At 71.6% G+C, this 24,428-nt stretch carries 20 protein-coding genes and 1 pseudogene; 15 read left to right on the top strand and 6 right to left on the bottom strand.

Annotated features, from left to right (window positions below; genetic code table 11):
• Positions 1-600 precede the first annotated feature (600 nt).
• The 5 genes from AB0H57_RS07635 (at position 601) to AB0H57_RS07615 (ending at position 6,361) form a co-directional block, all read left to right on the top strand.
• On the top strand, positions 601-2,241 hold the full coding sequence (locus AB0H57_RS07635) for an ABC transporter substrate-binding protein (RefSeq protein WP_357503768.1): 1,641 nt from the start codon (positions 601-603) through the stop codon (positions 2,239-2,241).
• A 163-nt stretch (positions 2,242-2,404) separates the two neighbouring features.
• Positions 2,405-3,331 (top strand): ABC transporter permease, encoded by a 927-nt coding sequence (locus tag AB0H57_RS07630; RefSeq protein ID WP_357503766.1) that lies wholly within the window; start codon positions 2,405-2,407, stop codon positions 3,329-3,331.
• Positions 3,324-4,304 carry an ABC transporter permease gene (locus AB0H57_RS07625; protein ID WP_357503764.1) on the top strand — a complete coding sequence of 327 codons (981 nt, stop codon included), beginning with the start codon at positions 3,324-3,326 and terminating at the stop codon, positions 4,302-4,304. Before AB0H57_RS07630 ends, AB0H57_RS07625 begins: the two co-directional genes overlap by 8 nt.
• A gap of 19 nt (positions 4,305-4,323) precedes the next feature.
• The gene (locus AB0H57_RS07620; RefSeq protein WP_357503994.1) at positions 4,324-5,355 is read left to right on the top strand and encodes an ABC transporter ATP-binding protein; all 1,032 of its coding nucleotides are present in this window, start codon (positions 4,324-4,326) and stop codon (positions 5,353-5,355) included.
• A complete protein-coding gene (locus AB0H57_RS07615) occupies positions 5,348-6,361 on the top strand; it encodes a dipeptide ABC transporter ATP-binding protein (protein ID WP_357503762.1) in 1,014 nt (337 codons plus the stop codon). Before AB0H57_RS07620 ends, AB0H57_RS07615 begins: the two co-directional genes overlap by 8 nt.
• Positions 6,362-6,564: 203 nt before the next feature.
• Here the strand turns inward: AB0H57_RS07615 and AB0H57_RS07610 are convergent, their stop codons facing one another.
• Complete coding sequence (locus tag AB0H57_RS07610; RefSeq protein ID WP_357503760.1) at positions 6,565-6,960, bottom strand: chorismate mutase; 396 nt, start codon at positions 6,958-6,960, stop codon at positions 6,565-6,567.
• A 316-nt stretch (positions 6,961-7,276) separates the two neighbouring features.
• Here AB0H57_RS07610 and pcrA point away from each other — a divergent pair, with 316 nt between their 5' ends.
• Positions 7,277-9,715, top strand: coding sequence for a DNA helicase PcrA (pcrA, locus tag AB0H57_RS07605; protein WP_357503758.1), 2,439 nt, complete (start codon positions 7,277-7,279; stop codon positions 9,713-9,715).
• A 63-nt stretch (positions 9,716-9,778) separates the two neighbouring features.
• On the opposite strand, the gene AB0H57_RS07600 is transcribed toward pcrA, so the two are convergent.
• Positions 9,779-10,528: a peptidoglycan DD-metalloendopeptidase family protein gene (locus AB0H57_RS07600; protein ID WP_357503992.1), complete on the bottom strand. Its 750-nt coding sequence runs from the start codon at positions 10,526-10,528 to the stop codon at positions 9,779-9,781.
• 347 nt (positions 10,529-10,875) lie between these two features.
• Entirely contained in the window at positions 10,876-11,586 is a 711-nt protein-coding gene (locus AB0H57_RS07595) for a M23 family metallopeptidase (protein ID WP_357503756.1), read from the bottom strand.
• Positions 11,587-11,972: 386 nt separating this feature from the next.
• Here AB0H57_RS07595 and AB0H57_RS07590 point away from each other — a divergent pair, with 386 nt between their 5' ends.
• The 4 genes from AB0H57_RS07590 to sucD all read left to right on the top strand — a co-directional run bounded on the left by AB0H57_RS07590 (position 11,973) and on the right by sucD (position 15,551).
• Positions 11,973-12,377: a cobalamin B12-binding domain-containing protein gene (locus AB0H57_RS07590; RefSeq protein ID WP_357503754.1), complete on the top strand. Its 405-nt coding sequence runs from the start codon at positions 11,973-11,975 to the stop codon at positions 12,375-12,377.
• 334 nt (positions 12,378-12,711) lie between these two features.
• Positions 12,712-13,305 carry a hypothetical protein gene (locus AB0H57_RS07585; protein ID WP_357503752.1) on the top strand — a complete coding sequence of 198 codons (594 nt, stop codon included), beginning with the start codon at positions 12,712-12,714 and terminating at the stop codon, positions 13,303-13,305.
• A gap of 177 nt (positions 13,306-13,482) precedes the next feature.
• Positions 13,483-14,661 (top strand): ADP-forming succinate--CoA ligase subunit beta, encoded by a 1,179-nt coding sequence (gene sucC / locus AB0H57_RS07580; RefSeq protein WP_357503750.1) that lies wholly within the window; start codon positions 13,483-13,485, stop codon positions 14,659-14,661.
• 2 nt (positions 14,662-14,663) lie between these two features.
• Entirely contained in the window at positions 14,664-15,551 is an 888-nt protein-coding gene (sucD, locus tag AB0H57_RS07575) for a succinate--CoA ligase subunit alpha (RefSeq protein ID WP_357503748.1), read from the top strand.
• Between the two features lie 85 nt (positions 15,552-15,636).
• Here sucD and AB0H57_RS07570 read toward each other — a convergent pair whose 3' ends face one another.
• The gene (locus tag AB0H57_RS07570) at positions 15,637-15,906 is read right to left on the bottom strand and encodes a DUF4190 domain-containing protein (protein ID WP_357503746.1); all 270 of its coding nucleotides are present in this window, start codon (positions 15,904-15,906) and stop codon (positions 15,637-15,639) included.
• Between the two features lie 158 nt (positions 15,907-16,064).
• Between AB0H57_RS07570 and AB0H57_RS07565 the strand changes: the two genes are divergently transcribed.
• Complete coding sequence (locus AB0H57_RS07565) at positions 16,065-17,348, top strand: DUF6350 family protein (protein ID WP_357503744.1); 1,284 nt, start codon at positions 16,065-16,067, stop codon at positions 17,346-17,348.
• 70 nt (positions 17,349-17,418) lie between these two features.
• Here AB0H57_RS07565 and AB0H57_RS07560 read toward each other — a convergent pair whose 3' ends face one another.
• Positions 17,419-18,030: a hypothetical protein gene (locus AB0H57_RS07560; protein ID WP_357503742.1), complete on the bottom strand. Its 612-nt coding sequence runs from the start codon at positions 18,028-18,030 to the stop codon at positions 17,419-17,421.
• A gap of 180 nt (positions 18,031-18,210) precedes the next feature.
• On the opposite strand from AB0H57_RS07560, the pseudogene purN reads away from it, so the two are divergent.
• Positions 18,211-18,825 (top strand): annotated as a pseudogene (gene purN, locus AB0H57_RS07555) (phosphoribosylglycinamide formyltransferase); the annotation flags it as partial.
• Between the two features lie 3 nt (positions 18,826-18,828).
• Entirely contained in the window at positions 18,829-20,400 is a 1,572-nt protein-coding gene (purH, locus tag AB0H57_RS07550) for a bifunctional phosphoribosylaminoimidazolecarboxamide formyltransferase/IMP cyclohydrolase (protein WP_357503990.1), read from the top strand.
• Between the two features lie 55 nt (positions 20,401-20,455).
• On the opposite strand, the gene AB0H57_RS07545 is transcribed toward purH, so the two are convergent.
• Complete coding sequence (locus AB0H57_RS07545) at positions 20,456-22,057, bottom strand: ABC transporter substrate-binding protein (RefSeq protein ID WP_357503740.1); 1,602 nt, start codon at positions 22,055-22,057, stop codon at positions 20,456-20,458.
• Positions 22,058-22,390: 333 nt separating this feature from the next.
• On the opposite strand from AB0H57_RS07545, the gene AB0H57_RS07540 reads away from it, so the two are divergent.
• On the top strand, positions 22,391-23,251 hold the full coding sequence (locus AB0H57_RS07540) for a bifunctional methylenetetrahydrofolate dehydrogenase/methenyltetrahydrofolate cyclohydrolase (RefSeq protein WP_357503738.1): 861 nt from the start codon (positions 22,391-22,393) through the stop codon (positions 23,249-23,251).
• A 100-nt stretch (positions 23,252-23,351) separates the two neighbouring features.
• Entirely contained in the window at positions 23,352-24,302 is a 951-nt protein-coding gene (locus AB0H57_RS07535) for a malate dehydrogenase (protein ID WP_357503736.1), read from the top strand.
• Positions 24,303-24,428 lie beyond the last annotated feature (126 nt).

The raw sequence follows: 24,428 nt of genomic DNA, 5'->3' as shown, positions 1-24,428 counted from the left end.
TGATCGTTATCGGTCGGGCGGGGCGATGGCCGTCCCGACCGTCCGGTAACGTCGGACAGCCGGCCCAGCACCTCGGCCGCCCGGCCGAGGGTCCCGTCAGCCGGACGGACAAAATCGGCCAGCATGCGGTTGACCTGCGGCGACGATGGAGGGCCGGCCCGGGGTTGGGTGGTTTTCGCCCGACCGGCCACCCATGCCCGAGTCCGCGTCGTGTCTTACCTGCTCAGATCGGTATGACCGCCTCGTTTCGTGATCTTTTCTCAGGTATCGGTGACACGGCAGGCAACTAACGGCTTGATAACGGCACCTTCACGGAAGCGGCCGATTGGTGTCACAGTGGCAAGCACCTGACCCCCCGGGTGAGGCACTCCGTACGGCAGCCGTGGACCATGGGACCCACCCCGAGGTGCGTTTCCGTGGCCGTCTACCGTGCGCGGTGCCGATGCCGAGGGGTTGCGGAAGCCCGGCGGATCGGTACATCAGGGGTGTCCCGATTTCACTGCGGTGGCCGGTGGTCCTTCGGACCGCCGGCGGTGTCACCCCCCACGACGTGCGTGAAACCCACGACGGAACCAGGTCAGAAAGAGGAGGCCCCTCGGAATGAGAGTCTCGAAGCGGGCGAGCGCGGTCGCGCTGGGCGCGGCATTCGCGCTCATCGCGTCCGGCTGCTCGAGCGGCAGCAACGAAGGCGGCGAGGGCGGCAACAGCTCCGACGGCGCCGTCACCATCCACGGCGTCCAGCCGGAGAACCCGCTGGTGCCGGCGAACACCACCGAGACCGGTGGCGGCAAGATCGTCGACGACCTGTGGACCGGCCTGGTCGAGTACCCGAACAACGGTGGCGCCCCGCAGAACGCGGTCGCCGAGTCGATCGACACCAGCGACTCGAAGCTCTTCAAGATCAAGATCAAGGAGAACACGAAGTTCCACGACGGCACCCCCGTCAAGGCCAAGAACTTCGTCGACGCCTGGAACTGGGCCGCCTACTCGCCGAACGGCGCGCAGAACGCCTCCTTCTTCGCCGACATCGCCGGCTTCTCGGACGTGAACACCGAGGACCCGGACGGCGAGGAGGGCCCGCAGAAGGCCCCCGAGCCCACGGCCGACAAGATGTCCGGTCTGAAGGTCGTCGACGACTGGAACTTCGAGGTCACGCTCTCCGCGCCGACCGCCGTGTTCCCGACCAAGCTCGGCTACAGCGCCTTCATGCCGCTGCCGGACGCGTTCTTCTCGCAGAAGGCCGAGGACTTCGGCAAGAAGCCGATCGGTAACGGCCCGGTGAAGTTCGTGTCGTGGGAGGACGACGTCGCGATCAAGCTGACGCGCTTCGACGACTACAGCCTGCGCGACAAGATGAAGGTCAAGGACGTCACCGTCAAGCTGTACCAGGACGAGAACGCGGCCTACAACGACCTGCTCTCGGGCAACCTGGACTTCCTGGAGTCGATCCCGGTCTCCGCGCTGGCCGGTGACAAGTGGAAGACCGACCTGGGCGACCGGGCCATGAACACCACCACGCCGACGACCGCCTTCATCGCCTTCCCGTTCTACGACAAGCGGTTCCAGAACCCGAAGCTGCGCAAGGCCGTCTCGCTGGCGATCGACCGGCAGGAGATCTCCGACAAGATCTTCTTCGGCACCCGTAAGCCGGCCGACAGCTGGGCCAACCCGCTGACCCCGGGCGCCAAGCCGGGCAACTGCACCGTCTGCAAGTTCGACGCCGCCCAGGCCAAGCAGCTCCTCACCGAGGCCGGTGGCTTCCAGGGCGAGATGGTCTTCTACTACAACGCCGACTCCAGCCACAAGGAGTGGATGGACGCGGTGGCGCAGCAGGTCAAGACCAACCTGGGCATCAACGCTCGCGCCGAGGGCATGCCGACCTTCGCGGTGTTCCGCCAGGCCGTCAACGCCCACAAGATGAAGGGCCCGTACCGCGCTGCCTGGCAGCAGGACTACCCGGACGTGGAGAACTGGGTGAACCCGCTCTTCGTCAAGGGCGGTTCCTCGAACGACGGTCTCTACAGCAACCCCGAGGTGGACCGGCTGGCCAAGGAGGCCAGCGGCGCGCCGAGCCTGGAGGCTTCGCACGAGAAGTTCGCCGAGGCCGTCGCGCTCGTCGACCAGGACGTTCCGTCGCTGCCGATCTACTTCTACGGCCTGCAGTCCGGCCACTCGGAGAAGATCAAGAAGATGGAGCTGAACAACGTGGGTGAGGCTGACATCACCACGATCGAGCTCTGATCCACACGGTTTGACCCCCGGGTCGGGCTCGCCGCCTGCGGTGAGCCCGACCCGGGGCCGTTCCGCGTGAGGGTGTAGCTTCCCTCGCGTTCGTCGCCACTCCGCGCGTTCGACGCCACCCCTGTCGGCCGCCCGACGCGCCCCCTTGTCAGGAGGACCACCCATGGGCCGTTATCTGCTGAGACGGCTGCTGCAACTCGTTCCGGTCTTCATCGGCACGACGTTCATGATCTACTGGCTCGTCTGGTCGGTGCCTGGAGATCCCTTCGCCGGCAAATGCGGCGAGCGGCGGTGCCCGGAGACGTACGTCGCGTTCATGACCGAGAAGTATCAGCTCGACCAGCCGGTATGGGTGCAGTACGCGACCTACATGAAGAACCTGCTCCAGGGGGACTTCGGCACGAAGTTCAGCGGCCAGTCGATCAACGACATCATCCTGACGTCGTACCCGAACACGCTCAAGCTGGCCCTGGTCGCCCTGGCCATCGAGGCGGTCATCGGCCTCGGCGCCGGCGTGCTGACCGGCCTGCGTCGCAACGGCTTCCTGGACAACCTGGTCCTGGTCTCCACGCTCTTCCTCATCGCGCTGCCGATCTTCGTCATCGGCTTCGTCACCCAGTGGCTGTTCGGCGTCAAGTGGGGCATCGTCACCCCCACCGTGTCGAGCGAGATGCGGCTCACCGAGCTGATTCTCCCCGGCTTCGTGCTGGGTAGCGTGTCGATGGCGTACATCGCCCGGGTGGCGCGGACCAGCATCGCCGAGAACCGGCGGGGTGACTACGTGCGCACCGCGATCGCCAAGGGCCTGCCCATGCGGCGGGTGGTCGGCGTGCACCTGCTGCGCAACTCGCTGATCCCGGTGGTGACCCTGCTCGGCACCGACCTCGGCGCCCTGATGGGCGGCGCGATCGTGACCGAGGGCATCTTCGGCATCAACGGCATCGGCCGGCAGGTCTACCGGGCGATCCTCACCAAGGAGAGCGCTACCGTTGTCTCCATCGTGGTGGTCCTGGTGCTGGTCTACCTGCTGATGAACCTGCTGGTCGACCTGCTCTACGCCGCCCTGGACCCGAGGATTCGTTATGAGTGACCCGAGCACCGCTTCGATCGTCAGCACCCCCCGTATCGAGCAGCCGGCGCAGGCCGGCGCGCCGGCCGACGCCGGCCTGCCGGAGAGCGGCCGCCGGAAGGACAAGCCGCGTGGCCTCCTCGGCGACGCCTGGCGGGACCTGCGCCGCAAGCCGCTGTTCTGGATCTCCGCGACGTTCATCGTGATCTTCCTGGTGATGGCGGCCTTCCCGCAGCTGTTCACCTCGGGTGACGCGGTCAACGGCGCGCTGTCCCGCAGCCGGGTGGAGCCGTCGGCCGACGCCTGGTTCGGCTACGACGTGCAGGGCCGGGACGTGTACGCCCGGGTGATCTACGGTGCCCGCGCCTCGATCGTGGTGGCCGTCATCTCCGTGATCGGTACCCTGCTCATCGGCGGCACCATGGGCATCATCGCCGGCTACCGCGGCGGCTGGGTGGACGCGCTGCTGAGCCGCATCGCCGACGTCTTCTTCGGCCTGCCGTTCGTGCTCGGCGCGATCGTCATCCTGACCACCTTCAACGGCTCCGGCACCAGCAACAGCGAGTGGAAGATCATGGGGCTGGTCATCCTGTCCCTGGTGGTGCTGAGCTGGCCGGTCGTGATGCGGCTGATGCGCTCCTCGGTGCTGGCCACCAAGGAGGCCGACTACATCGTCGCGGCCCGCGCGCTGGGTGCCGGCACCGGCCGGATCATCCTCAAGCACCTGCTGCCGAACTGCCTGGCGCCGCTGCTGGTCTACGGCACGATCATGGTCGGCTCGTTCATCGGCGCGGAGGCAACGCTCTCCTTCCTGGGCGTCGGGCTGAAGAGCCCGGTCGTCTCCTGGGGCATCATGATCAGCGAGGCGCAGAACTACATCCGGGTCTCGCCGTTCCTGCTGTTCTTCCCCGCGCTGTTCCTCGTCGTCGCCGTGCTCAGCTTCGTGATGCTCGGCGAGGCGGTCCGCGAGGCCCTCGACCCGAAGCTCCGATAGGGGAACTGAAGTGTCCGACATTCTCGTCTCCGAGCAGTCCGCGCCGGGCGCCGGATCCGGCCGCCCCGCCGGTCGCCTGCTCGAGGTGGAAGACCTGCGGGTCGAGTTCCGCACCCGGGACGGCGTCGCCAAGGTCATCAACGGGGTCACGTACCACGTCGACGCGGGGGAGACCCTCGCCGTGCTCGGCGAGTCCGGCTCCGGCAAGAGCGTCACCGCGCAGACCATCATGGGCATCCTGGACACCCCGCCCGGGTTCGTCACCGGCGGCCAGGTCCGCTTCCACGGCAAGGACATGCTCAAGATGTCCGGCGAGGAGCGGCGGCGGATCCGTGGTGAGGGCATTGCGATGATCTTCCAGGACTCGCTCTCCGCCCTCAACCCGGTTTTCACGGTCGGTTTCCAGGTCGCCGAGCAGTTCCGCATCCGGCGCGGCATGAGCCGCGCGGACGCCAAGAAGCGCGCGATCGAGATGCTCGACCAGGTGAAGATCCCCAACGCCAAGGGTCGGTACAGCAACTACCCGCACCAGTTCTCCGGCGGCATGCGGCAGCGCGCGATGATCGCGATGTCGCTGGCGCTCGACCCGGAGGTGCTGATCGCGGACGAGCCGACCACCGCGCTGGACGTGACCGTGCAGGCCCAGATCATGGACCTGCTCGGCGAACTCCAGCGGGAGCGGCGGATGGGCATGATCCTGATCACCCACGACCTCGGCGTGGTCGCCGACGTCGCGGACCGGATCGCGGTCATGTACGCCGGGCGGATCGTCGAGGAAGCCGACGTGTACGAGCTGTACGCCAAGCCGGGACACCCGTACACCCTCGGCCTGCTCAACTCGATCCCGCGGATGGACGAGAAGGGTCAGGAGCTCCGTACCATCAAGGGGCTTCCGCCGAACCTGATGAACATCCCGCCGGGCTGCCCGTTCAACCCGCGCTGCCCGATGGCGCAGCCGGTGTGCCGGGAGAAGGTGCCCCCGCTGCTGCAGATCGGTGCCAGCCGGGCCAGCGCCTGCCACTTCGCCGAGGAGCTCGTGAACCGTGACTGAGAACATCATCGAGGTTCGTGACCTGGTCAAGCACTACCCCGTCACCCGCGGTGTGGTGTTCAAGAAGACCGTCGGTCACGTCAAGGCGGTGGACGGCGTCTCCTTCGACCTGAAGGCGGGTGAGACGCTCGGTGTCGTGGGCGAGTCCGGCTGTGGCAAGTCGACCCTGGCCCGGGTCCTGATGAACCTGGAGAAGCCGACCGCCGGCCAGGTGCTCTACAAGGGGCAGGACATCTCCAAGGTGCGGGGCGGCGCGCTGCGCCGGCTGCGGCGGCAGATCCAACTGGTGATGCAGGACCCGTACACCTCGCTGAATCCGCGGATGACCGTCGGCGACCTGATCGGCGAGCCGTTCGAGATCCACCCCGAGGTGGCCCCGAAGGGCAGCCGCCGGTCCAAGGTCCAGGAGCTCCTCGACCTGGTCGGCCTGAACCCGGAGCACATCAACCGGTACCCGCACCAGTTCTCCGGCGGTCAGCGGCAGCGCATCGGCATCGCCCGGGCGCTGGCCCTGCGGCCCGAGATCATCGTCTGTGACGAGCCGGTGTCGGCCCTGGACGTGTCGATCCAGGCGCAGGTGATGAACCTGCTGGAGAAGCTCCAGGCGGAGTTCGGCCTGTCGTACGTGTTCATCGCGCACGACCTGTCCGTGGTGCGCCACCTCTCCGACCGGGTCGCCGTGATGTACCTCGGCAAGATGGTCGAGGTCGGCACCGAGGACGAGATCTACGAGCGGCCGACCCACCCGTACACCCAGGCGCTGCTGTCGGCGGTGCCGGTGCCGGACCCGACGCTGCGGGACAACAAGGCGATCATCCGGCTCACCGGTGACGTCCCCTCCCCGATCAGCCCGCCCTCGGGCTGCCGGTTCCGCACCCGGTGCTGGAAGGCGCAGGACGTCTGCGCCCAGGAGGTGCCGCTGCTGGAGATCCGGCGCGGCTCGGACCACCCGAGCGCGTGCCACTTCGCGGAGCAGCGGGAGATCGTTCCCACCCACGAGGTGTGATCCACCCGGACCGCCTGCCGGCGTCAGCGTGACGCCGGCAGGCGGTCCGTCGTATCCGGGGCCGGCCGGCGGCCGGCCCCGACGGTCCGGGGTGCGGCATGTCGGCCGGTCGGCTGGTGGGATGCGCCGAAGTGCGGGGCCGTCGGCTGGTGGGGATGCGCCGAAGTGCGGCATGTCGGGTCCATGGCCCGGGCGAGCCGTCGTCATAGGGGGCCGCGGCCGGCGCGCAGCAGCAACAGCGCAAGCTGGGTGCCGTCGGCACCCAGGGCCGCCCGGAACCGCTCCAGGATCTGCCGCTCTCGGGAGAGCACCAGCCGGGTGCCGCCGGAGGCCATCCGGGTGGCGCCGACCTCCTGGGAGAGGGCGGCCCGCTCCTGCCACAGCGCGATGATGCTGCTGTCGATCTCGTCGATCCGCTCCCGGATGGCGGCGATCCGCTCGGCGGCCGCCGAGTCGTCGGTGCCGGTCGCCTTCGTGCCGGTCGCCTCGGCACCGGCCGGGCGGGCAGCGTCGGTGCCACCCGCCGGTCGTGCGCCGGTGGGCTGGTCACCGGTCGCTCCCGGCACGCCGCCGCTGGACTCCACCACGTCTGTCATCATCGCCGTGCTCCTCGCCGGAATCGTGCCCGGTGCCGGGAAACCGGGACGAAAAAGCCCCGGGCTCCTCGAGCCCGGGGCTTTTCGTAGGTCTGGTTGATCAGGCGCGACCTACGGCTGCCGGACTCCCGGTGCCGTAGTAAAAGTAGAAGCGCTGATCGAACACGTCGTCGAGTATGCCGGCCGGGCGGCGGGCTCCGCAAGGATTCCGCCAAACCGTGGGACGCCGGCGCCGTCCGGGCCCGGTGGTGACGCCTTCGTCTCGTCGGCGCGTACGCGGGCGGGAAGTGTCCGCCCGGCGGCATAGACTCGCCGTGCGATGCATCCTCTCTTCGACATCCCCGCGTCCCCGCCCGCGCCCGAGCCCGCCCGCCCCGCGCCGCATCGGCCCGGGCCGGCCCGTGGCCGCCTCGACCCGCATGAGCTGGTCGAGGGCCTCAACGGGCCCCAGCGGGACGCGGTGACCCACGCCGGCTCCCCGCTGCTGATCGTGGCCGGCGCCGGTTCCGGCAAGACCCGGGTGCTCACCCACCGGATCGCGTACCTGCTCGCCGCGCGGGACGTGCACCCCGGCGAGATCATCGCGATCACCTTCACCAACAAGGCGGCCGGCGAGATGAAGGAGCGGGTGGCCGCGCTGGTCGGCGCGCGCGCCCGGCTGATGTGGGTGTCGACGTTCCACTCCGCCTGCGTGCGGATCCTGCGCGCCGAGCACGAGCACGCCGGGCTGAAGTCGACCTTCTCGATCTACGACGCGGACGACTCGCGCCGGCTGATGCAGTTGGTGACCCGCGAGCTGGATCTGGACCCCAAGCGCTACCCGGCCCGCGGGCTGGCCGCCCAGGTCTCCAACCTGAAGAACGAGCTGATCGACCCGGAGACCTTCGCCGCCGGGGCCAAGGGGCCCAACGAGCGGGCGCTGTCGGAGGCTTACACGCTCTACCAGCGGCGGCTGCGCGAGGCGCACGCGCTGGACTTCGACGATCTGATCATGACGACGGTGCACCTGTTCCAGTCGCACCCGCACGTTGCGGAGACCTACCGCCGCCGGTTCCGGCACGTGCTGGTGGATGAATACCAGGACACCAACCACGCCCAGTACACGCTGATCAAGGAGCTGGTCGCCGGCACTGAGGGGCTGGCGCCCGCGGAGCTGTGCGTGGTCGGTGACGCCGACCAGTCGATCTACGCGTTCCGGGGTGCGACGATTCGCAACATCCTGGAGTTCGAGCGGGACTTCACCGACGCCCGGACGATCCTGCTGGAGCAGAACTACCGCTCCACCCAGACCATCCTCAACGCCGCCAACGCGGTGATCGACCGGAACACCTCGCGTAAGCCGAAGCGGTTGTGGAGTGACGCCGGGGCCGGCGAGCGGATCGTCGGCTACGTCGCCGACACCGAGCACGCCGAGGCGGACTGGGTGGGCCGGGAGGTCGACCGGCTGGTCGACGCCGGCGAGACCCGCCCCGGCGACGTGGCGGTCTTCTACCGCACCAACGCCCAGTCCCGGGTCTTCGAGGAGGTGTTCATCCGGGTCGGCCTGCCCTACAAGGTGGTCGGCGGGGTGCGCTTCTACGAGCGCAAGGAGGTCCGCGACGCGCTGGCCTACCTGCGCGCGGTGGTCAACGACGACGACACGGTGAGCCTGCGCCGCATCCTCAACACGCCCCGCCGGGGCATCGGGGAGCGGGCCGAGGCGTGCGTCGAGGCGCTGTCCAGCCGGGACCGGGTCTCCTTCGGCGCCGCGCTGCGCCGGGCCAAGGACGCCCCGGGCATCTCCACCCGGGCGGCGAACGGCATCGCCGACTTCGTCGCCCTGCTCGACGGCGCCCGCGAGCTGGCCGAGACCGGCACACCGGAGGAGGTGCTGGAGGCGGTGCTGACCCGCTCCGGTTACCTCACCGAGCTGGAGGAGAGCCTGGACCCGCAGGACGCGGGCCGGGTGGACAACCTCCAGGAACTGGTCAGCGTCGCCCGGGAGTACACCGAGCGGATCGAGGCGCTCGGCGCGGAGGGGGAGCGGGCCACCCTGGCCGGCTTCCTGGAGCAGGTGGCGCTGGTCGCCGACGCCGACCAGATCCCGGTGCAGCCAGGCTCGGCACCTGACGGTGCCGAGGCAGACGATGCCGCGCCTCATCAGGGCGTGGTCACCCTGATGACCCTGCACACCGCCAAGGGCCTGGAGTTCCCGGTGGTCTTCCTGACCGGCCTGGAGGACGGCGTCTTCCCGCACCTGCGTTCGCTGGGCGACACCCGCGAGCTGGAGGAGGAGCGCCGGCTGGCGTATGTGGGCATCACCCGGGCCCGGGAGCGGCTCTACCTGTCCCGGGCGGTGACCCGCTCGGCGTGGGGGCAGCCCGCGTACAACCCGCCGTCGCGGTTCCTGGAGGAGCTGCCGCCGGAGCTGGTCCGCTGGGAGCGCACCGAGGGGTCGTACACCTCGTGGGCCGGCGGGGGCGGTGGCGTCGGCGGGCGCGGGGACCGCGCCGGCCGACCGGGCGGCTTCGCCGGGGGTACGCCGAAGGCGGCCCAGCTGGCCCGCAAGCTCGGCGTGGACGGCAGCCGCCTGGCCACCGCCAGCGAGCTGCCGCAGGCGCCGAAGGTGGCGGCGGGGGACCGGGTCAACCACCAGCGGTACGGCCTCGGCCGGGTGCTGGCCGTCGAGGGGCACGGCCCAGGCGCGCGGGCCCAGATCGACTTCGGTGACCAGACCATGTGGCTGGTGCTCCGGCACGCGCCGATCGACAAGCTCTGAGCGACGCGGGGCCCGGTCGCCGGCGAACCGCCGGTGACCGGGCCGCCGCCCGTCCATGAGCCGTCAGCAGGCCACGTCGATGCCCCGGGCGCGCAGGAACGGCGCCGGGTCGATCTGGTTCCACATGCCGCCCTGATGCACCTCGAAGTGCAGGTGCGGGCCGGTGGAGTCGCCGGTGGAGCCCTCGTAGCCGATCAGTTCACCGGCACTGACCTGGTCGCCCTCGCTGACCACCAGCCGGCTCTGGTGGGCGTAGTGGGTGAGGTAGCCGTTGCCGTGGTCGACGAAGACCGAGTTGCCGTAGCCGTCACCGGCGTCGCCGGCCTTCACCACGGTCCCGGCGGCGGCGGCGTGGATCGGGGTGCCGGCGGGCATCGCGAAGTCGATGCCGGCGTGCAGGGTGCCCCACCGCTGGCCGTAGCAGGAGGTGATCTCGGCGCCCTTCATCGGGATCACCCAGGCGGGCTTCGGCTTGGCGGTGCGCTTCGGCGTCGCGGTGGCGGTCGGCTTCGGCTTCGGCTTGGCGGTGGCACGGGGGGTGGGGCGGGCCGACGGGCGGACGGTCGGGGTGGCCGCGCTGGGGCTGGCGGTGGGGGTGATCGGGGTGGCCTCGTCCCGGGCGGAGCGGTCGGCCGGGGCGGCGGCATCGGCTCGGGCGGCGGCGTCGGCCTGGGCCTGGGCGTCGAGCGACACCGCGGCGGAACGCGGCGCGTCCGGCCGGCTCAGCGTGGCGGCGGAGACACCGGCGACGCCCAGGGCGACCAGCGTGACCGCGCCGACCACCAGCCGGCCGCGGCGCCGTCCGGCCAGCAGCCGGTGCCGGCCGACGGCGGCAGTCTCCTCGTTCGGGTTGTCGTGGTCTTGCTGAGGGTAGCTGTCTTCCTGCACAACGGACCTTCACGGATCGGGGACACGTGACCCGCAAATACTGGTGTCAGCGTGCTGACCGGCGGGTAGGTGTCCCCGGCAGAAGTGCGGATCAAGGGAGGCGGCGGGCCGGATATCTGCCGGTCCGAGGCGGATCGTCCCGGTAGCTGATCTTGCCGGCCTGTGGTCCGCGCCACACTTCCCGCTGTGGTCCAGCAGACATCAAGTGGGGCGAGGCGACGAAAAACCGCCCGGATCGGTCGATCCGGGCGGTCATCGGGCGGTACGCGCCGTCAGGACGCGGCTACCTCGCTGTAGTAGGTGTCGATCTGCAGCTTGATGTTCACTCCGCGGGTCTCCAGCCACGGCACCGGGTCGAGCGGCTGGCCGTCGACGTGGACCTCGATGTGCAGGTGCGAGCCGTACGAGTGGCCGGTGTTGCCGACCAGGCCGAGCTGGTCGCCCGCCTTCACCTGCTGCCCCTCGCGGACGCTCACCTCGGAGGAGTGGCCGTAGATGATTTCGCTGCCGTCGGCGTGCTGCACGATCACCGCGTAGCCGTAGCCGCCGAACCAGCCGGCCTTGGTGACGGTGCCCTCGTGGATCGCCACGTACGGGGTGCCTTCCGGGGCGACCAGGTCGATGCCGGTGTGCAGCTTGCCCCAGCGCATGCCGTACGGCGACTTGAAGTCGTAACCCTGCAGCGGCAGCAGCCAGACCTCTTCCCGGGTCGCCTGGCTGTCCCGGGCGTTGCTCCGGGAGGGCTTGTCGGCGGAGGCGGCCCGTTCGGCCGCGTCCTGACTGGTGATCGAGGCCTGCTTGAGCTCGTCGAGGACCGACGGGTTGACGCTCTTGGCGTCGGGCAGGGCGCCGGCGCCCAGCGCGACGACACCGGCGCCGACGAAGGCGGTGGTGACGACGGCGGCGTAGCGGCTCCGGGGTGGGGTGGGTACGCGGCGGCGGCCGCGATATCTATCGGGCTCAGACGACAGGCGCTGGCGCACGCACACCCTCCGTTGTCGGGGATCCGATGCGGTTACCGACCGTTCGGTGCAGCTCGATCGAACGTCCGGTGCCGCGTCGTCACCCGTCCATGGACCTGATGACAACCGTGGACACGTTAGCCAACCCCCGCCCCGGTCACAAGCGGAAGCGCCGAACCGGCGTTTCTTTCTGTCCCTTTCCGTCCGGCATTGTCATAGCTCCATGCCCCGGTCGGAGGTCCCCGATACTGCCCGTTCGTCGCCGACAGTGACCGTTCGGCGGAGGCGTCCGACTTCCTGGACGGCGGTCGGCGCTGGTAGGGGCGGCCCGGATTTCCCGGCTCCGGGTCGGCGGGTTACCGTTCGTTCAGGTGTTGAGTCGCGGAGCCCGTGAAAGGTGTGCGCTGATGAGCTCTCGAATCCGGGTCGTCGTCGCGAAGCCGGGCCTGGACGGCCACGACCGCGGTGCCAAGGTGGTCGCCCGCGCCCTCCGCGACGCCGGCATGGAGGTCATCTACACCGGCCTGCACCAGACCCCGGAGCAGATCGTGGAAACCGCGATCCAGGAGGACGCGGATGCGGTCGGCCTCTCCGTGCTCTCCGGGGCGCACATGACGCTCTTCCGCCGGGTGCTGGAACTGCTCGGCGAGCGGGACGCCCGGGACATCGTCGTCTTCGGTGGCGGGATCATCCCGGACGCCGACATCCCCGAGCTGGAGCAGCTCGGGGTAGCCAAGATCTTCACGCCGGGCGCGACCACGCAGTCGATCGTCGAGTGGGTCCGGACGAACGTGGCGCAGGCCGTCGCCTGAACCCGGCCCCGACCGCCTAACGATCCGGATTTGGGCAGGGAGAAGGGCCGGACGCACCCCTCACACGCCCGGCCCTTCTATGCACGATGCCCCGCCGCCACCCCTCGACCGACAGGGCATCGGCCGCTCCCGCCCTCGCGCTGAATCAGCGCTCCGACATCACACTCAACGACGCCCCCGACCGGCGGTTACGGGTGCGAGCAGGGACCCCTGCCACCGCATTCCGGCGTACCGGGGGCCTGGCCGGCCACCGAGGGTGGTGACGGCGGGTCACCGAGTATTGACGCAGGGTCGTAGGCTGGTCGGTACCGCCACCCATCCCCCGGAGGCCGCCGTGCCGGTCGCGCCGCAGCCCGCTCCGGACTCCGCCGTGCGCGTCGCCCGCCGCGTCCCCGAGGGCCAGCCCTTCGTCGTCCGTCCCCGGGTGCGCCGCCGCGCCGGCCGGGTCGCCGTCCTGATCGGGGCGGTGCTGGGCGGGTTCTTCCTGGTCACCGGGATCGGCCGGCTCGGCGGCCCGCCGGCCGCCGGGCTGCTGGCCCCGCTCGCCGGCTGCTGCCTGCTGGTGTCGGCACTGTTCTGGCTCGGCAACCCGGACGATCCGGTGCTCGCGGCCGGCCCGGACGGCCTCTGGGTCCGGGCCCGGGCGTTCCGGGGCCAGGTGGTCTGGCTGCCGTGGACGGAGATCGCCCTGGTGCACCGCCGCCGGCACGGCCTGGCGCCGGTGCTCTGCGTGGAACCCCGGGACCGCGGCCTGTTCCGCCGGCTCGGCCTGCTGGCCTGGCTGGACACCCAGGTGCCCGGACCGCCCGGGCCGGCGCGGCCGGCGCACCCGGGCTTCCTCGCCCGGCTGCGGCTCACCGACCGCGCCGAGGAGGAGGTCGTCGCGGCGCTGCGGCGCTACGCCCGGGGGCGCTGCCCGATCGACTGACTCGGCGCGGGGCTGTGCATTACCGCACACCCCGCACCCGGTCGGTTGCCGCCCGTCCCAATCTCGTTAGGCTGCGGCAAATGGCCTGTCTGATCTGATGACAGGCGTCAAACTGTTTATCTCAACGCTGGTGGCGGCGCGACGGCGCGCCGCGGAGACGGGACGGGACGCGCAAACGTGGACCTGTACGAGTACCAGGGGCGGGACCTGTTCGAGCGGCACGGCTTGCCCGTGCTCGCCGGCGGCGTCGCCACTACCCCGGAGGAGGCCCGCGCGATCGCCGAGCGACTCGGCGGCCGGGTCGTCGTCAAGGCGCAGGTGAAGGTCGGCGGCCGAGGCAAGGCCGGTGGCGTCAAGCTCGCCGAGGGCGCGGAGGAGACGGTGGCCCGGGCCACCGACATCCTCGGCATGGACATCAAGGGCCACAGCGTCCACAAGGTCATGATCACCGTGACGGCGGACGTGGCCGACGAGTACTACTTCTCGTACCTGCTCGACCGGGCGAACCGCACCTTCCTCTGCATCGCCAGCGTTGCCGGCGGCATGGACATCGAGCAGGTGGCCGCGGAGACCCCGGACAAGGTGGTCAAGGCCCCGATCGACGCGGTCAAGGGCGTGGACGAGGCGAAGGCCCGGGAGATCGTGACCGCCGCCGGCTTCCCGGCCGAGGTCGCCGACCAGGTCGTCGAGGTCGCGGTGGGCCTGTGGCAGGCCTTCGTGGCCGAGGACGCCACCCTGGTCGAGGTGAACCCGCTGGCCACGACCAAGGACGGCAAGCTGCTGCTGCTGGACGCGAAGATCTCGCTGGACGAGAACGCCGCGTTCCGCCACCCGGACCACGAGGCCCTGGTCGACCAGGCCGCCGTGGACCCGCTGGAGCAGGCCGCCAAGTCCAAGGACCTCAACTACGTCAAGCTCGACGGCGAGGTCGGCATCATCGGCAACGGCGCGGGCCTGGTCATGTCGACCCTCGACGTGGTCGCGTACGCCGGTGAGCGGCACGGCGGCGTCAAGCCGGCCAACTTCCTCGACATCGGCGGCGGCGCGAGCGCCGAGGTGATGGCGAACGGCCTGGAGATCGTCCTCTCCGACCCGTCGGTGCGCAGTGTCTTCGTCAACGTCTTCGGCGGCATCACCGCGTGCGACGCCGTCGCCAACGGCATCGTGCAGGCGCTGGCGCTGCTCGAGCAGCGTGGCGAGAAGGCCACCAAGCCGCTCGTCGTCCGCCTCGACGGCAACAACGCCGAGGCCGGTCGGGCGATCCTCGACGACGCGAACAACCCGCTCATCCAGCGGGTCGACACCATGGACGGCGCGGCCGAGCGGGCCGCCGAGCTGGCAGCTGCGGGGGTCTGACAATGGCTATCTGGCTGACCAAGGACTCCAAGGTCATCGTGCAGGGGATGACCGGTTCCGAGGGTTCCAAGCACACCCGGCGGATGCTCGCCGCCGGCACCAACGTGGTCGGTGGCGTGAACCCGCGCAAGGCCGGCACCACTGTCGACTTCGACGGCGCCGAGCTGCCGGTCTTCGCCTCCGTCGCGGACGCGATGAAATCCACCGGGGCGGACGTCACGGTCATCTTCGTGCCGCCGCAGTTCACCAAGGGCGCCGTGGTCGAGGCGATCGACGCCGGCATCGAGCTGGCCGTGGTGATCACCGAGGGCGTGCCGGTGCACGACACCGCCGCGTTCTGGGCGTACAACGTGGCCAAGGGCGAGCGGACCCGGATCATCGGTCCGAACTGCCCGGGCATCGCCTCGCCGGGCGCGTCCAACGCCGGCATCATCCCGGCCGACATCACCGGCTCCGGCCGGATCGGCCTGGTCAGCAAGAGCGGCACGCTGACCTACCAGATGATGTACGAGCTGCGCGACATCGGCTTCTCCACCTGCGTCGGCATCGGCGGTGACCCGATCATCGGCACCACCCACATCGACGCGCTGGCCGCCTTCGAGGCGGACCCGGAGACCGACGCGATCGTGATGATCGGTGAGATCGGCGGCGACGCCGAGGAGCGGGCGGCCGAGTTCATCAAGGCCAACGTCACCAAGCCGGTGGTCGGCTACATCGCCGGCTTCACCGCCCCGCCCGGCAAGACGATGGGCCACGCCGGCGCGATCATCTCCGGCTCGGCGGGCACCGCCGACGCGAAGAAGGCAGCGCTGGAGGCGGTCGGCGTCAAGGTCGGCAAGACCCCGACCGAGACCGCCAAGCTGATGCGGGAGCTCATGTCCGGCCACTGAGCCGCCGCACGTGACGCACCGAGGGGGCCGACCGGCACCGGTCGGCCCCCTCGGCTCGTCGTACCCCGTCACCCCGCCGGGCGGGTCAGCGGTACCAGTACGGGTAGTAGTAGGCGCCCCGCGCCCGCACGATCGCGCTGACGATGAGGTTGATGACGCCGAGCGCGATGGCCAACCAGCCGAGCAGCGGCGACCTGCCGAAACGCTTGGCGTCCCGGATCGACAGCCAGCCGAAGACGATGCCCAGGATGCCGCAGCACAGCAGGCCGAGGATGATCCCCAGGACGCCCCACAGGGTGGTCCGGTCCCGGCCGGCGGCCGGTGGCGGCGGTGGTGGCGGATAAGGAGCGTTCACGGCTTCCTCCGAGCGGTCGGTGCCGCGACGGGAAGGTCGCGTCCCTGGCCCGAGGCTAAACCGGATCGCCGGCCAGGACCGGTGGATCACGGAACTCGCCACCGGTAGGGGGCGGTACCGGCCTGCCGGGGCCCGGGCGGCATGCCAGAGTAGACCCGATGTCCTCCGTCACCCCTGACCAGCCGCGCCGTCCCGTCGCCGACACCCGACCGCCCGGCCGCCCCCGGGCGGGGGCCCGGGTGCCCGCGCCGCGCGCCGGCGAGCCCTCCCGCAGCCGGGCGCCGTTGCCCGTCGCCGCCGGGGTGGCGGCGCTCTGGGCCGCGCTCACCGGCTGGCTGCCGGTGGCCGTGGTGCTGGCCCTCGCCCAGCTGACCGAGGACGCCGGCTCGCTGCCCGGCGCGCTCGGCGCCGGGCTGGCCGGCTGGCTGCTCGGCCACGGCGTGCCACTCGGCACCGAGGCCGGGCCGCTCGGCCTGAGCCCGCTGGCGCTGACCGGCCTGGTCGTCTGGCGGCTGACCCGGGCCGGGGTGCACGCCAGCCGGGCCGTGGGCGCCCGCGGCGGCCGTTCGCCCCGGGCGGCGCTCACCGTCGCGGCGGCGGTGGGAATCGCGTACGGCCTGCTCGGCGCGGTGGCCGCCCTGCTGGTCGGGCTCGCCGGCCCGCAGGTCTCCCCGGTCCGGGCCGGGCTCACCGCCCTGGCGTTCGGGGTGCCGGCCGCCCTGCTCGGCGCGGTACGCACCACCGGGGTCGCCGTGCTGCTCGCCGAGCGGCTGCCGCCGCCGGTGGTCGACGGCGTGCGCACCGGCGTGGTGGCCGCGCTGCTGCTGCTCGGCGCGGGCGCCGGGGCGGCCGGGTTGGCGGTGGCCACCGGGGGTGGGGACGCCGCCGACATGATCGGCGCCTACCGCACCGGGGTGGCCGGCCAGGCCGGGATCACCCTGGTCAGCCTCGCGTACGCGCCGAACGCCGCGGTTTGGTCGCTGAGTTACCTGCTCGGTCCCGGGTTCGCCGTCGGCGTCGACACCGCCGTACGCACCAGCGAGGTCTCGCTCGGCGCGCTGCCCGCCGTACCCCTGCTGGCCGGGCTGCCGCGCGGCCCGGTCGACGGGCCGGGTGCCCTGCTGCTCGCCGTCCCGGTGCTGCTGGCGATGGCCGCGGGTTGGCTGCTGGCCCGGCGGTTGCTGCGGGCCGCGACCCAGCGGCGGGCCGTGCCGGGCTGGCCGGTCCTGCTGGTGCCCGCGGCGCTCGCCGGCCCGGTGGCCGGCCTGCTGCTCGGCGCTGCCGCGGCGGCGGCCCGCGGCCCGCTCGGCGGCGGCCGGCTGGCCGAGGTCGGTCCGGTGCCCTGGCAGGTGGCGGGCGTGTCGACCGCGGTGGTCGCGGTGGGCGCGCTGCTCGGCTGCGCGGCCGGCAAGCTGCTCGCCCGGCCCGCCCCGTCCCGCTGACGCCGGCGCTGGACCGGGAGACGCCGAGGGGCGCCCCGGTCGGGGCGCCCCTCGGGCAGCGGTGCGGCGATCAGGGGTTGGTCGGCAGGTCCAGGCCCAGGCCGACGAAGTACAGGATGATGAGCAGGATGCCCAGGGCGACGGCGACGGCGCCGCAGATCAGACCGGCCTTGGCCTGGCCGCCGTTGCTGGCCAGCCCCTGGGCGGCCTTCTGCCGGCCGAGGTAGCCGGTGACCACCGCCGCGATGCCCAGCGGGATGCCCAGGTAGAGGCAGCAGACCATCGGGATCGCGGCGATGCCCAGGATCATCGAGACCAGGCCGAGGGTGTTGTTCTGCCCCTGCGGCTGCGGGTAGCCGGCGTTCGGGTAGCCCGGGGCGCCGTACGGCTGCTGCGCGGCGTACGGGTCCTGGTACGGCTGCGGCTGGCCGTACGGCTGGCCGGAGGTGGGCGGCTGCCCGTACGGCTGGCCCGAGGTGGGCTGCTGGCCGTACGGCGCCTGCGGCGGGGCCGCGTACGGGTCCGGCTGGCCGTAGGGCTGGCCCGAGGTGGGCTGCTGCCCGTACGGCGGCTGCGGCGCCTGCGGCGGCTGGCCGTACGGGTCGGCGGGGAAGTGGGGGGCGGTCGGGTCCTGGTTGGGCTGCTGGCCGTACGGGTCCTGACCGGGCTGTCCGGGCTGCATGCGCGCGTACTCCTCGTTCTGACGGCACTGTCGGCGTGCCGTCCGTTGACGGTCCGGAGCCGGCCGTACGCCGGGCACCGAGCGATCGGCAGCGTATCGCGTCCAGGCCAGCGCGGTGATCGCGCACGATCCGCACCGCCCGTGCGTCCGGCGGGCCGGCCGCCCGATAGGCTGGCCCCCGTGACCGAGCCCGCGTCCGGCGCCCGCCTCGTCGTCCTCCTCTCCGGTTCCGGCAGCAACCTTCAGGCGCTGCTGGACGCCGCCGCCGACCCCGGCTACGGGGCGCGGGTGGTCGCCGTGGGCGCCGACCGGGACGGCATCGCCGGCCTGGACCGGGCCGCGGCGGCCGGGGTGCCGACCTTCGTGGAGCGGCTGACGGACCACCCGACCCGCGAGGACTGGGACCGGGCACTGACCGCGCGGGTCGCGGAGCACCGGCCGGACCTGGTGATCAGCGCCGGCTTCCTCAAGCTGGTCGGCCCGCACTTCCTCGCCGCGTTCGGCGACCGCTACCTCAACACCCACAACACCCTGCTGCCGGCGTTCCCCGGCATCCACGGGCCCCGCGACGCGCTCGCCTACGGCGTCAAGGTCACCGGGGCCACCCTCTTCTTCGTCGACGCCGGCATGGACACCGGGCCGATCGTCGCGCAGGTCGCGGTGCCGGTGCTCGACGGCGACGACGTGGCGGCGCTCACCGAGCGCATCAAGACCGCCGAGCGGCGCCAGCTCGTCGAGCAGGTCGGCCGCCTGGTCCGTGAAGGTTGGACAGTCACCGGAAGAAAGGTCACGGTCGGAGTGAGTGCCACCGCAGACGAGCGCCGTCCGATCCGACGGGCGCTGGTGAGCGTCTACGACAAGGGCGGCCTGGTCGAGCTGGCCCGGGCGCTGCACGCCGCCGGGGTGGAGATCGTCTCGACCGGCAGCACCGCCACCACCATCGCCGGCGCCGGCGTGCCGGTGACCGCGGTCGAGCAGGTGACCGGCTTCCCGGAGATCCTGGACGGCCGGGTGAAGACCCTGCACCCGAAGATCCACGGCGGCCTCCTCGCCGACCTGCGTAGGGACTCGCACGCCGCCCAGCTCGACGAGCACGGGATCGGCGGGATCGACCTGCTGGTCTCCAACCTCTACCCGTTCCAGGACACGGTGGCCTCCGGCGCCGGCCCCGACGAGTGCGTCGAGCAGATCGACATCGGCGGCCCGGCGATGGTCCGCGCGGCGGCCAAGAACCACGCCTCGGTCGCCGTGGTGACCGACCCGGCGGCGTACCCGGCACTGGTCGCCGCGCTGGCCGAGGGCGGCTTCACGCTGGCCCAGCGCCGGGCGCTCGCGGCCCGCGCGTTCGCCGACATCGCCGAGTACGACGTGGCCGTCGCCGAGTGGTTCGCCGCCACGCTCAACCCGGCCGCCGACGGATGGCCGGAGTTCGCCGGGCTCGCGCTGCGCCGCCAGGCGGTGCTGCGCTACGGCGAGAACCCGCACCAGGGCGCAGCCGTCTACGCCGACCCGGCCAGCCCGCCGGGTCTGGCGCAGGCCGAGCAGCTGCACGGCAAGGAGATGTCCTACAACAACTACGTGGACGCGGACGCCGCGTGGCGGGCGGCCAACGACTTCGCTGACCAGCCGGCCGTGGCCATCATCAAGCACGCCAACCCGTGCGGCATCGCGGTCGGCGCGGACGTGGCCGAGGCGCACCGCCGGGCCCACGACTGTGACCCGGTCTCCGCCTTCGGCGGGGTCATCGCGGTGAACCGCCCGGTCAGCGTGGAGCTGGCCCGGCAGGTCGCGGAGATCTTCACCGAGGTCCTGGTGGCACCCGGGTTCGAGCCGGGCGCGGTGGAGATCCTCCAGGGCCGGAAGAACCTCCGGCTGCTGCGGGCGCCCGAGTTCAACCCGCTGCCGGCCGAGTGGCGGCAGGTCACCGGCGGAGTGCTGGTGCAACTGCGGGACCGGATCGACGCCGAGGGCGACGACCCGGCCAACTGGCGGCTGGCCACCGGCGAGCCGGCCGACGAGGCGACCCTGCGCGATCTCGTGCTGGCCTGGCGGGCGGTGCGCGCGGTGAAGAGCAACGCGATCCTGCTGGCCAAGGACGGCGCCTCGGTCGGGGTCGGCATGGGCCAGGTGAACCGGGTCGACTCGGCCCGACTGGCGGTCAGCCGGGCCGGTGCCGAGCGGGCGCGTGGCGCGGTGGCGGCCTCGGACGCGTTCTTCCCGTTCGCCGACGGCCCGCAGATCCTCATCGACGCCGGGGTACGGGCCATCGTGCAGCCCGGTGGCTCCGTCCGCGACGAGGAGACCATCGCCGCCTGCAAGGAGGCCGGTGTGACCATGTACCTCACCGGCACCCGGCACTTCTTCCACTGACGCCGGCACGGGGCGGGACGCGGTCACCGCGTCCCGCCCCGTCTGCCTCCCGGTCTTACCGGAGCGCCTCGATCTTCAGCAGGTCGACCCGGTCGAAGAGGTCCATCTCCACGTTCCTGACCTTCGCCGAGTGGCCGAAGCTGTTCTGGCCGAACCGCAGCGGGATCACCGGCAGGTCCGCGGCGAGCAGGTCCTCCGCCGCCTGGTACTTCCGGATCGCCTCCGCCTCGCTCGGGGCCTTGGCGCCCTCGGCGAGGAGCCGGTCGAACCGCTCGTTGCGGTAGCCGTAGTAGTTCGACGAGCCGTTGGTGCTGTACAGCGGGCCGAGGTAGTTCTCCATGGACGGGTAGTCCATGACCCAGCCCATCCGAAACATACCCACCGGCTGCTTCCGGCCCAGCTTGGTCAGCAGGTCGGCGAACTTCGGCTCGGCGGTGCCGACGCAGCTCACGCCGAGGTTCGCGGCGAGCTGGTCGCAGGTCGCGTCGACCCAGGCGCGGTGGGCGCCGTCGCCGTTGTAGGACAGCTCGATCGTCCTCGGGCCGCCCGCGGCCTCGTACATCGACCGGGCCCGGGCCGGGTCGTAGCGCCCCGCCTCGCCGATCGTGTTCTCCCGGTACCCGGCGACCACCGGGGAGACGAACGAGCGGGCCGGCTGCTCCGCCCCCTTGAAGATCGAGTCGCTGATCCCGTCGCGGTCGATCGCCATCGAGATCGCCTTGCGCACCTCGGGCTTGCTGAACTCCTGCTGGAAGGTGGGGAAGGCCAGCATCTGCAGCGACGAGGCGGGGCTCTGCCGGAACCGGTCGCCGAGGTCGGTGGGCGCCGTCGACAGGTTCTCGGTCGGAATGGTCTTGATCACGTCGAGGTTGTCCGACAGCACGTCGGCGTACGCGGCGGTGGCCTGCTGGTAGATCCGGAACTCGACGCCGGCGACCCGCGGCTGCTGCCCGGGGAAGGCGTCGTACCGCTCCACCTCGACCTTCGCGTCGTGCACCCAGCTGCCCTTCATCTTGAACGGGCCCTGGCCGATCGGCGTCTCCTCGTAGCCCTCGTCGAGGACGCCCGGCGCGGCGAAGGCCGCCTTCGGCAGCGGGTAGAACGCGGTGTACCCGAGCACGGTGCGGAACTCGGCGTACGGCTCGGCGAGCGTCACGGTGAAGGTCAGGTCGTCGACCTTCCGCAGCCCGGACAGGGTCTTCGCCGCGGGCGGGTCGCCCTGCAGGTCGTCGTACCCGGCGATCTTCTCGAAGAAGTAGCTGGAGTTCTGCTCGTTCGGGCCGTATGCGCCGTAGTTCCAGGCGTCGAGGTAGTTCTGGGCGGTGACCGGCTCGCCGTTGTGGAAGGTGTAGCCGGTCTTCAGCTTGACCGTCCAGACCCGGTTGTCCGTCGACTCGATCGACCGGGCCGCCACCTCGTACGGCTTGTTGTCCCGGTCGTAGTCGATCAGCGGGCTGAACAGGGCGCTGAGCACCTGCGAGCCGTTCGTCTCGGAGGTGTCGGTCGGCACCAGGTGCTGCGGCTCGGCGATCTCGATGCGTACGGCCGCGTCGGGGTCGGGCCGACCCGCGCCGTCGCCGTCCGATCCGCAGGCCGCCAGGCCCAGGGTCGCCGTGAGCGAGAGAGCCGGCCAGATGGCGAGCCTACGAACACGCATGGGGGTCTCCTCATCTGCTCACGCTGCGCAGCCGGGTCCGGCATCGGTGACGCAGCGCAATGATCCGCGGCGGCACGTCGCCGGGTGGGCGCGGCCGCGCGAGGGTTTCGCGCGGGCAGCGTACCGCCCGGGCGGCGAGGGCATTTGTCCGACTTCGGCCCACGCCGTCCCGGCTCGGCCTGTGGCCCGCCCCACAAGACGTGACTCTCGGTGACGAAGAACACGTCACGTACCGTGATTGCAGCCGGTCGTTCCGGAACCCGGCGGCCGGTCGACCGCGCCGGGTGGTGCGGTGCGCGCGGCGGCCGGCGCGGGGCGTGAGACGATCGGCAGGTGACGGCGACCATCCTGGACGGCAAGGCGACCGCGGCCGAGATCAAGGACGAGCTGCGGGCGCGGGTGAAGGCACTGGCGGAGCGCGGCATCGTTCCGGGCCTGGGCACGGTCCTGGTCGGGGCCGACCCCGGCTCCCAGGCGTACGTCAACGGCAAGCACCGCGACTGCGCGGAGGTCGGCATCGCCTCGATCCGTCGGGAGTTGCCGGCCGACGCCACCCAGCAGCAGGTCGACGACGTGCTCGCCGAGCTGAACGCCGACCCGGCCTGCCACGGCTACATCGTCCAGCTGCCGCTGCCCGGTCACCTGGACACCCAGCGGGCGCTGGAGATGATCGACCCGACCAAGGACGCCGACGGCCTGCACCCGGTCAACCTGGGCCGGCTGGTACTCGGCTACGACGGTCCGCTGCCCTGCACCCCGCGCGGGATCGTCGAGCTGCTGCGCCGGCATGACGTACCCCTGCAGGGCGCGAAGGTGACGCTGGTCGGCCGGGGCAACACGGTCGGCCGCCCGCTCGGCCTGCTGCTCACCCGGCGCAGCGAGAACGCCACCGTGACCCTCTGCCACACCGGCACCCTCGACCTCGCCGCGCAGACCCGGGCGGCGGACATCGTCATCGTGGCCGCCGGCGTGCCGGGCCTGCTCACCGCCGAGATGGTCACCCCCGGGGCGATCGTGGTCGACGTCGGCATCACCCGGGTCATCGGGGAGGACGGCAAGGGCCGCTACACCGGCGACGTGGACCCGGAGGTCGCCGAGGTGGCTGGCAAGCTCGTGCCGATGCCCGGCGGGGTCGGCCCGATGACCCGCGCCATGCTGCTCACCAATGTGGTGGAACGCGCCGAGCGGGGCTGAGGCCGGCAACCATGTCATAACCGTCCGCCCCTGACCGGTTCGGTGCCAGGATGACTGATACGGTCCGGAAAACCGACTGGTATCAGGGAGTGGGACGACCATGGGTAAGAAGGTCACTGTCGTCGGGGCCGGGTTCTACGGCTCCACCACCGCACAGCGCCTGGCCGAGTACGACGTCTTCGACACCGTCGTGATCACCGACATCGTGGAGGGCAAGCCGGCCGGCCTCGCCCTGGACCTCAACCAGTCGCGGGCGATCGAGGGCTTCGAGACCAAGCTGGTCGGCGTCACCACCGGCCCGAACGGCGAGGGGTACGAGGCCATCGAGGGCTCGGATGTCGTCGTCATCACCGCCGGCCTGCCCCGCAAGCCGGGGATGAGCCGGATGGACCTGCTGGCGACCAACGCCAAGATCGTCCGCCAGGTCGCCGAGAACGTCGCCAAGTACGCCCCGAACGCCGTCGTCATCGTCGTCTCCAACCCGCTCGACGAGATGACCGCGCTGGCCCAGCTCGCCACCCAGTTCCCCCGCAACCGGGTGCTCGGCCAGGCCGGCATGCTGGACACCGCCCGGTTCTCCAACTTCGTCGCCGAGGCGCTGAGCGTGCCGGTGAAGTCGGTGAAGACGTTGACCCTCGGCTCGCACGGCGACACCATGGTGCCGGTGCCGTCGAAGAGCACCGTCGACGGCCGGCCGCTGCGCGACGTCATGCCGGCCGAGCAGATCGAGGAGCTGGTCGTCAAGACCCGCAACGGTGGCGCCGAGGTCGTCGCGCTGCTCAAGACCGGCTCGGCGTACTACGCCCCGTCGGCCGCCGCCGCCCGGATGGCCAAGGCCGTGGCGGAGGACTCCGGCGACGTCATGCCGGTTTGCGCCTGGGTCGACGGCGAGTACGGCATCTCGGGCGTCTACCTGGGCGTGGAGGCCGAGATCGGTGCCGGGGGCGTCAAGCGGGTCGTCGAGACGGAGCTGGACGCCGACGAGCTGGCCGCCCTGAAGGAGGCCGCCGAGGCCGTCCGCAGCAAGCAGGCCGACGTAGCCAACATGTGACGCCGCATCATCACCACCGCCGCTGGGGGCGGGGGGGGGGGGGGCCGGGGCCGCCCCCCCCCCCCCCCCCCCCCGCGGCGGGCGGGGGGGGGCGGGGGGGGGGGGCGAGAGAGGGTAGAGAAGGAG

The sequence above is a fragment of the Micromonospora sp. NPDC050686 genome (genome assembly GCF_040654475.1).
Taxonomy (GTDB): Bacteria; Actinomycetota; Actinomycetes; order Mycobacteriales; family Micromonosporaceae; genus Micromonospora.
The sequence above is the reverse complement of the archived record's forward strand: the minus strand, read 5'-3'. Positions and strand labels throughout refer to the sequence as shown.